At 70.8% G+C, this 5,553-nt stretch carries 4 protein-coding genes and 1 pseudogene; all 5 read right to left on the bottom strand.

Going from position 1 to position 5,553, the window contains the following annotated elements:
* Positions 1-305: pseudogene (locus GUY61_RS40835) on the bottom strand (hypothetical protein); the annotation flags it as partial.
* A 116-nt stretch (positions 306-421) separates the two neighbouring features.
* Positions 422-1,753 carry a ferric reductase-like transmembrane domain-containing protein gene (locus GUY61_RS33780; RefSeq protein WP_166634138.1) on the bottom strand — a complete coding sequence of 444 codons (1,332 nt, stop codon included), beginning with the start codon at positions 1,751-1,753 and terminating at the stop codon, positions 422-424.
* 244 nt (positions 1,754-1,997) lie between these two features.
* Positions 1,998-3,224 carry a S9 family peptidase gene (locus GUY61_RS33785; protein ID WP_166634135.1) on the bottom strand — a complete coding sequence of 409 codons (1,227 nt, stop codon included), beginning with the start codon at positions 3,222-3,224 and terminating at the stop codon, positions 1,998-2,000.
* 639 nt (positions 3,225-3,863) lie between these two features.
* On the bottom strand, positions 3,864-4,730 hold the full coding sequence (locus GUY61_RS33790) for an immunity 49 family protein (RefSeq protein ID WP_166634136.1): 867 nt from the start codon (positions 4,728-4,730) through the stop codon (positions 3,864-3,866).
* The gene (locus tag GUY61_RS33795; RefSeq protein ID WP_166634137.1) at positions 4,730-4,930 is read right to left on the bottom strand and encodes a hypothetical protein; all 201 of its coding nucleotides are present in this window, start codon (positions 4,928-4,930) and stop codon (positions 4,730-4,732) included. Before GUY61_RS33795 ends, GUY61_RS33790 begins: the two co-directional genes overlap by 1 nt.
* Between the last annotated feature and the right edge of the window lie 623 nt (positions 4,931-5,553).

Consider the following 5,553-nt stretch of genomic DNA (forward strand, 5'->3'; position numbering starts at 1 on the left):
GAGGGGGCGGTGCTCGTGCGCGCGGGGGCGGCCGACGCGGTGCGCGACGCCGAGGCGGTCGGCGAGGCAGGGGCGCGCTTCTTCGCGGGTTTCTTCGACGGCGAGGCCGACGCGGACGGGGACTCTCGGGACGCCGAGGGGGAGAGGGACGGCGAGGCGGTCATGCCGGCCACGGCCGTGGGAGCGGCCTCGTCCCGCGCGAGCGCCGGGTCGGTGTCCGGCTTGAGCGCGAGAAGCAGCACGATGCCGGAAACGGTGGCAGCCGTGGCCAGCACGGCGCGGCGGACCGGATGCTTGTTCCTCACGGACATCACAGCGCACGGCAGGCCTCAGGTGTCACACGTCTGGTCCGGGACCTCCCGGCTCCCGGCTCCCGGCTCCCGGCTCCGGCTCGGGCTTCGGCTCGGGCTTCGGCTCCGGCTCAGAGCTCGAAGGACTCGTGGTGGATGCGCCGGTCGGGGACGCCCGCCTCACGGAGCGCGGCGTACGACTCCTCGGCCAGTCCCGGCGGCCCGCACAGGTACACGTCGTGCCGGGCGATGTCCGGGAGGATCCTGCGCAGTGTCTTCGCGGTGATCGCGGGCCGTCTGCCGTCCGGCCTGTTCACCGCGTACAGCAGCCGGGCCCCGCGCGCGTCCGCGATCGCCTCCAGTTCGTCCCGCAGCGCCAGGTCCTCCGCCGTGCGGGCGCGGTAGAGCAGCGTCAGGTCGCCGGGCGCGCCGGGCAGTGTCTCGAACAGCGCCCGCAGCGGGGTGATGCCCGCTCCGCCCGCGAGGAGCAGCACCTTGCCGCGGCTGCGCCGGGCGGCCGTCATGGCCCCGTACGGGCCCTCCGCCCACACCCGCGTCCCCGGGCGCAGCCGCGCCAGCGCCGCGCTGTGCCCGCCGGCGGCCTTCACGGTGATCCGCAGCCGGTCGGGCCGGGGCGGGGCCGACAGCGAGTACGGATTGGCACTCCAGCGCAGCCCTTTGGTGAGGAAGCGCCAGCGGAAGAAGTGCCCGGCCTCGGCCCCCAGCCGGTGCAGCCGCCTCCCCCGAATCAGCACGGAGACCACGCCCGGCGCCTCCTCGACGACCGACTCCACTCTCATGCGGTGCCGGATATTGAGCCGCACCGGGGTGAGCACGCGGTACCACAGCACCAGCGAGCCGACCGTGGCGTACAGCGCGTACCAGGCAGCGCGGGCGGCCGCGTCGCCGACGAACTCGCCGCCGGTGGCGAGCTGGTGCCAGAAGGCGAGGTAGACGGCGGCGTAGGTGAGCAGGTGGAGGTAGTACCAGATCTCGTAGCGGACGCGGCGCCGCACGGCGCCCGCGGAGACGAGGCCGACGACGAGCAGCATCAGCGTGCCGGCGGTCGCCTCGATCATCCGGGGGTAGCCGGTGACGACGGTGACGGTCTGCGGCACGACGCCGGTGCCGCTCTGCAGCGCGTAGCCGTAGAGGATCAGGGCGACGTGGGCGAGGGTCAGGACCAGTGCGTACCGCCCGCTCGTCGCGTGCCAGCGCGCCACCCGGTCCGAGCCCACGCGGCGTTCGAGCGCCGGTACGCGTGCCATCTGCGCGATCACGAGGGCGATGGCGTACCCGGCGAGGAGGCCGGTCATCCGGCCCGCGTTGACCAGCCAGTCGGCGGCGGTCGAGGACACGGCGGGGGTGTTGCGCCACCACAGCCACATGACGGCGGCCACGCCGAGCCAGGCGAGGACGAGCAGCGGGACCGCGGGGGAGCGCCGGGGGCGTATCCGGCGCATGGCCTGCCGCCGTCCGGCCCGGCTGTACTGGATCGTCGTCAAGGCCGTGCTTCTCTCGCCGTGCTGCTGTGCTGTGCGTGCCCCGAGGTGCGCGCGCCGTGCCGTACGCGCGCCGCCCGTCCGGTGCCCGGCACCCTATACGGGGCGCTCCCCCGCGTCACCGGTCCGGGCGCACCGGTCCCGGGCGGCTGGGCGCCCGCTCGGCTCGGGTGTCGTCAGGCCCCGCCACGTCTCAGCTCCAGGATCAGGGGTGCAAGGTCTGGTCCAGCCAGTCGAAGACCACCTCACAGTGCCGTTGCGGGGCCATGGGGGAGCAGTGGAGCTGGGCGCCTTCGGCCGCTGTCATCTTGATGTATTCCTTGGGCGAGCGGAGCCGGTCGAACAGGTCGCGGGGCTGGCCCGGGTAGAACTGTTCGTCGTCATAGTCCAGGACCAGGGTCGGCGCCTTGATCCGGCCGACGAGGTTGGTGATGTCGAGGCCGATGATGCGCTGGGCAGGCGTCCAGACGTCGGTGAAGACTCGGCCTTCGCGAGCGGCACGCATCACGGCGGGGTCGAACGGCTCGAAGCGCTTTTCGACGAGGAAGCGGAGTTCCGGCGTGAGTGCCGGGACGACGTCCTCGTTCCAGATCCGGTTGGTCTCCTGCTCAGACTGAGTGATGACCTCCCGGATTTCGGGTGGAAAGCCCAGCCAGGGAGAGAGGACTCCCGGCATGGCGACCAGTGCGGCGATCCGGTGTTCGAAGGCGGCAGCGCGCGGGGCGAGGTTCCCGCCCATGCTCAGGCCGGTGAGAGCGATGCGCTCGCAGGCGACGTCCTCGCGCTGGTACAGATAGTCGACCAGTGCGGTTACCACCCGCTCCCACCGATCGGTGAACGGGATCTGATCGACGAAGAGCATCTGACCCTGGCCGGGACCTTCGTAGACGAGGGCATTCCAGCCGCGCTCAAGGGCGGCGGCGACACCGTAGCTCCACATGTCGACGTTCTGGCCGTCGCTGCCATTGGTCAGGATCACCGTGGGGCGGCGCTTCTTGGCCTCGTCGGGGCGGAAGAACCACACGGGCATCTCGGCTGTCCCGTACGGGACGGCGGCCTGCTGCACCGGCGACTCGAACAGGTCCGCGAAAGCGTCCCACGCTCGGCGGCTCGCCAGGTACACCTTCTCCTCGGTCTCCGGGGCGTCCGTGCCCAGCACGTAGAACAGAGCCTGGGCGTAATAGCGCGACGCCCGCAGGGCTCTGGCCCGCTGCGTGGCCCTGTGGCCCCGGCGGCCCGCCTGCGCCGCCTGCGCCGCGAGCCTGTCGCCCCAGGCTTGGAAGGTATCGGCAAAGGTCTGGTAACTCGGCTTTGCCTTGGTGACGGTGTTGACGGCGGTCAGCACTTCACCGACCTCCGAGGCTCCCTCTCCGGCGGCACCGAGGGCCCAGAGTGCGTCGAAGTTGAACCCGGGATCGCGGAACAGCTGCATGGCCCCGGGGGTGGCTGGAGACGAGGCTGCAACTGCGAGGTTCGGGCCGGTAGTGGCGGAGGACGTGCAGCCGACCGTTGCCGGAGCAAGGGCCGCACCGGCGGCTCCGGCGGCAAGACCCATGATGGCGCCGCGCCTGGGAAGGCCCTTTCCTGGAGATGTGGCTGGTGTGGTCATCCGAGGAATGTAGAAGGCGCCGACGGCTATTTCGGGCTGCCACTCGCGCTTTGCCCCGAAAGGAAGTACCCACCGCGCAGCGGGTGCAGAACCTCAGGTCATCGGCCCGGACGGTCGTAGTCGCGGGCATTTTCCATGGCGACCCTTTCCCCTCCTTCGGTGACCGGCGCTGCCCTCCTCGTGGGCGGTACCGCACTGTGGGATGCAAGGAAGCCGCGGACGTCTCCGCCTGTGGCAGCTCCGCTGCGTCGGCGGGGGGATCTCGGGTCCGGGCCGCCCGCGCCACCGGCGTCGCCGCCGCTCCGGTCCGGGTCACCGAGTCCGTGGGCGCCCACTCGGCTCAGGCCTCGGCTCTCGACCGGCATCCCTCCCTGAGCGGTGCGATTGCCCCTGCCGCACTGAGCACAGCGAGGCCTTCCTCCGCGTTCCCCGTGGGAAAGGGGTGGCGACTCACCGCACGGATCACGTGGCGAACTCACCGACCCAGGTGCGCCGTAGCAGGTGCTTGGGAAGCAAGTCCGACTCGACATCGATCGGCATGTCCGCGTCGTACGCCGTGCAGGCGATCGCGAGCGGGGCCAGCGCCACCAGGCCGTCACCGCTGAGGGAGCGGGCCTCGTTGGCGGTCCAGTACTCCTTGTGCCAGGTCAGGGCCGTCACCAGGGAGTCGTTGAAAGCCTCGTTCTCCCGGCGCAGATAGAGCTGGAACAGTTCCGGAGGCGGGTACAACACCTTCAGCATCAGCTCCGTGTCGGCGATCCGGGGGTGCTGGGGATCGGTGCCGTTGACTGCGACGACCAGGGTGCCCCAGGTCTCCGCCCGGCCGAACCAGAAGTGCTGCAACGTTTCGATCCAGGCGTAGACGTAATCGTCGAACTCCGCGCCGGAGGCGCGCAGAAACGACACCGGCACCTGCGCCAACTGCCGGGCACGCTCGTTCTCCCGGCAGATCACCGCCAAGTAGAAGGAAGTGAGCCAGTTCCCGGCGTGCAGGTAGTCCTGCGGACCGGTGGCGGGGAGCTTCCGTACCTCGTCCAGGGTCCCGACCCGGCACGTGACCGGGCCCTCCTGCGCCACGCCTGCGGCGAAGAGCGCGGACCCCACCTGCATGGCAAGAACCCACGACTCCCAGGTTTCGAGATTGCCCGCCACGGGGTCCTGCAGACAGTGCCACTTCGCCGCCGAGAGGGAGAACGTCAGCGCGTCATAGCGGTCGTCCTCGGATGCCTCGATGCCCTCGATGGCCTCCTGGGCAGCCGCGACGACCGGCTCCATGGCCTCCGCCGCGTTGTCCGTACGGAAGTCATGGCGCGGAATGCGCGTTGCCATCAGGCCTCCTCCGGCTGGAACTGGAATTCCTCGACCGGGGCACCAGCGTACTTGCCGTCGCCGTTGGCATCCCTGGTCGGCGGCGGGAGCTCCACACCGTCCACCAGCTTTTCGACACTCTTACGGCGGTAGAGCGAGTTGTAGTGTTCCTGACTCCAGCCTCGTTGTTGTTCGCCAGCCAGACGTGCCTCTCCTGGCATTCCTTACGCCGCTCCGGAGTCAACTCCTGCTCGCCGTCACAGTCGGCCGGCGTCAACGCGTCGTCCGTGGCACCCGCCGCCTCGTCCGCCGTCCCGGCCGCGTTGTCCAGGCCGCCTGTGCCCGGGGTCTCCGTATGCCCGCCACACGGGACGCCGCTGTCCGCGGTCGAGCCGCCCGGCAGGCCGTTGTCGGCCGTACCGCCCGGGAGGTTGTCGCCGGGGTTGCGGGGGCCTGGCAGGGCGTCGTCGCCGGGCCGTCGCCGCGGCGGATGTGGGCCGCGTTGTCGGCGGGGTTGCCGTCGAGGCCGCGGGGGGGGGCGTCGCCGGCGTCCTGGCGGAGGATGCCGTCGGCGTCGTAGAGGTTGCCCTTGGGGTCCATGTAGACCGGGTTGCCGTCCAGGTCGGTCATCCGGACCGAGCCCTCGGGGACCTTGAAGGAACCTCGGGCAGGCTGACGACATTGTCCGGCATCGGCGCGATGTCGATCCTGCCCATGCCCTTGAGGCCACCATCACGACGCCGATCATGGATTTCCAGGGGTTCGGATCGCCGCTACTGTGCATGGGCCGCAGGTGCCGGGTTGTGGGGCTCGGAAGGCGTGGTCGCAGGTTTCGCAGTTCTGG

This window comes from Streptomyces sp. GC420 (assembly GCF_009916105.1).
In the GTDB taxonomy this organism is placed as follows: Bacteria; Actinomycetota; Actinomycetes; order Streptomycetales; family Streptomycetaceae; genus Streptomyces.